Raw genomic sequence first — 2,352 nt, 5'->3', positions numbered from 1 at the left:
CCGTCATTGCGAGAAGAATTACGTAGTAATGCGACGAAGCAATCCAGTAAAAAGGCTAAAAATTAGCATTTTTTTAATTATTTTCTGGTTTGCCGCGTTCCTTTCAGTCACTCGCAATGACGGTTCTGGTATCCATGCAACAACACCACAAAATCGAATAAAATAACTAGCACTTTTTCAAGTTATTTTATTTTTCATGTAATTCGTTATTTCTTCTACGACTTCTATAGCTGAAAGCTCTGAAGTATCGATAATTAAAGCATCTGAAGCCGGTAATAACGGTGCGGCTTTTCGCTCTTTATCTCTTTTATCTCGCAAAATTATTTGCCGTAAAATCTCATCGAGTATACATGTTGTTCCTTTTGCTTGCAACTGCTTATATCGTCTTTCAGCCCTAATTTGAGGATTTGCAGTGATAAAAACCTTTAAATCGGCGTCAGGTGCAATAACGGTACCTATATCCCTACCCTCCATAATGATTCTTGGTGTTGTTTTTACTAGATTAATCAGATATTTATTTAGATTATTTCTAACTTCGCTTATTACGGCAATTTGCGAGGCTATATTCCCTATATCCTCATTTTCTAAGTCAAAATTATTACCGAGTTTTAATTCTTTAGATAAAGCAATTACTGCATCTATATCAGTGACATCTATTTTTTGATTAATACAGTCAAAAGCAAGCTGCCTATAAACAATACTTGACTGAAAATATTTAAGAGAAAATTTTTTTGCCAATATTAAACCGATAGTCCCTTTACCTGAAGCAGCAGGGCCGTCAAGGGAAATAGTAAAATTTTGAGAAAAATCGAAGGTTTTAGTTTTTAAATCCACCATAAAATTATAGACTAAGTAATAAAATATTATAAATAATAGAAATAAAGCTTGAAATCTAGTACATTATGCAATAAATATAGAATTTAAAATTATAAGCTAACTATGTATAAGGCTTTGCTTGCAAAAGCTTATACATATAATTGGCGTTATAAGGGTGATTAGCTCAGTTGGTTAGAGCATTACGTTGACATCGTAAAGGTCGGTGGTTCGAGTCCACTATCACCCACCATCTCACTCCTTAATAAAAACCAATTCACTATCGGATGAGTGTTTTGTGCTAAATTCATAACCTAAATATGAAAAATCTTTAAGTAGTTCAGGGGAATCAATTGAGTTACTAGCGATAACATTCACCATATTCCCACGAGCCTTTTTAGCATTTATTCCAATTGTTGATAATTTTCCGTCTCTATTTTCTTTAAAATGAATGTTAACTAATTGATATTTAAGCTTATTTAGATTTACTACAGATGAATATTCTTGTGATGCTAGATTGAGTAAATATTTATTTTCATGCTTAGCAAGGGCTTTATTAATATAATCCGTGATTTCATCTTGCCAAAAGCTCGTTAAATTTATTTCATTTAGTTTTGTTGTCATTTCTAATCTATACGGCTTAATAGCATCTAGTGGTTTTAAGGCTCCGTAGAGACCTGATATAATAAGCAAATGTGATTGTAGGAAATTTAGTTCATGATTAGTTAGTTTTTCTACATGTATATTATTAAAAACATCTCCTGCATAAGCAAAAATAGCTGCTTTACTCTTTTGATTATCAAAATCCTTAAATCTTTCTTTATTTATATGTGCAAGCTTTGCGCTTATATTCATTATTTCCGATAATTGATTCTCAGAATAGCTTTGGAGTGTAGAAAGTAACTGATTAGTTAAATTAGGGAATATAGGAGTCGTTAGCTCTGTCTTAAGAGCTAACTTCTCAAAATTAAGAGTTTTAGCGGAAGAAATAATAACAAGCATTCCTATCTAACCGGAGTACTCGGAAGAGATGAGGTAGTATTAGCGATATTTCTGTTAGTATTATCAATTGTTTTCATAATTGCATAACTTGGATCACCGTCAAGTTCTACTACTTCTTTTGATTTCGTAGTTTTTTGACCTGTACAACCAATTAAAGCTATAGAAGCAAATAAAATTATTAAATATCTTATCATAAATACCCTATTTTAATTTTACACTTAAGATAGTTGCCTATTATTATAATGTCAAGTGAGAGGAAAATTTTATTACCCTACCCTATAACATTTAAGTAATAATCTAAAGATTCTTCATAATATTTTAAATCTAATTCTGCATAATCTAAATTAGGTTCCTCTTCGCTTTTTTCTATTTCAGGTTCAGGTTTAGGCTCATCATAATTTTTTCTAGTTTCTAAATAATATGCTAAAGTTTCTTCATATTCCCATCTAGGGTGATCATCCGATTCTTTTTCTAAATATGTCATTATTGATGATATTTTTCCTTTAAAGATTCGGTCATGCCTCCATATTGCAGTTA

Annotated in this window: 4 protein-coding genes and 1 tRNA gene; 1 reads left to right on the top strand and 4 read right to left on the bottom strand. The window is 31.1% G+C overall.

The features are described from left to right. Positions 1–177: 177 nt before the first annotated feature. Entirely contained in the window at positions 178–837 is a 660-nt protein-coding gene (cmk, locus tag KYQ89_RS00160; protein WP_218459782.1) for a (d)CMP kinase, read from the bottom strand. A 152-nt stretch (positions 838–989) separates the two neighbouring features. Between cmk and KYQ89_RS00155 the strand changes: the two genes are divergently transcribed. Next, positions 990–1,066 (top strand) — tRNA-Val (locus KYQ89_RS00155). Between the two features lie 2 nt (positions 1,067–1,068). Here KYQ89_RS00155 and KYQ89_RS00150 read toward each other — a convergent pair. From KYQ89_RS00150 to KYQ89_RS00140, 3 genes are all read right to left on the bottom strand, one after another. Beyond that, complete coding sequence (locus tag KYQ89_RS00150; RefSeq protein WP_218459780.1) at positions 1,069–1,815, bottom strand: YaaA family protein; 747 nt, start codon at positions 1,813–1,815, stop codon at positions 1,069–1,071. 2 nt (positions 1,816–1,817) lie between these two features. Further along, positions 1,818–2,009, bottom strand: a complete 192-nt coding sequence (locus KYQ89_RS00145) for a hypothetical protein (protein ID WP_039594994.1) — start codon at positions 2,007–2,009, stop codon at positions 1,818–1,820. A 77-nt stretch (positions 2,010–2,086) separates the two neighbouring features. Continuing rightward, on the bottom strand, positions 2,087–2,344 hold the full coding sequence (locus KYQ89_RS00140) for a hypothetical protein (protein WP_371920375.1): 258 nt from the start codon (positions 2,342–2,344) through the stop codon (positions 2,087–2,089). Positions 2,345–2,352 lie beyond the last annotated feature (8 nt).

Origin of the sequence: Rickettsia sp. TH2014 (genome assembly GCF_019249195.1) — a bacterium.
Taxonomy (GTDB): domain Bacteria; phylum Pseudomonadota; class Alphaproteobacteria; order Rickettsiales; family Rickettsiaceae; genus Rickettsia; species Rickettsia felis.
The sequence above is the reverse complement of the archived record's forward strand: the minus strand, read 5'-3'. Positions and strand labels throughout refer to the sequence as shown.

What these genes read in the sequence shown, in the direction of transcription:
- KYQ89_RS00150 (WP_218459780.1), bottom strand. Translation starts at nt 1,815, where the DNA reads ATGCTTGTTATTATTTCTTCCGCTAAAACTCTTAATTTTGAGAAGTTA.
- cmk (WP_218459782.1), bottom strand. Translation starts at nt 837, where the DNA reads ATGGTGGATTTAAAAACTAAAACCTTCGATTTTTCTCAAAATTTTACT.
- KYQ89_RS00145 (WP_039594994.1), bottom strand. Translation starts at nt 2,009, where the DNA reads ATGATAAGATATTTAATAATTTTATTTGCTTCTATAGCTTTAATTGGT.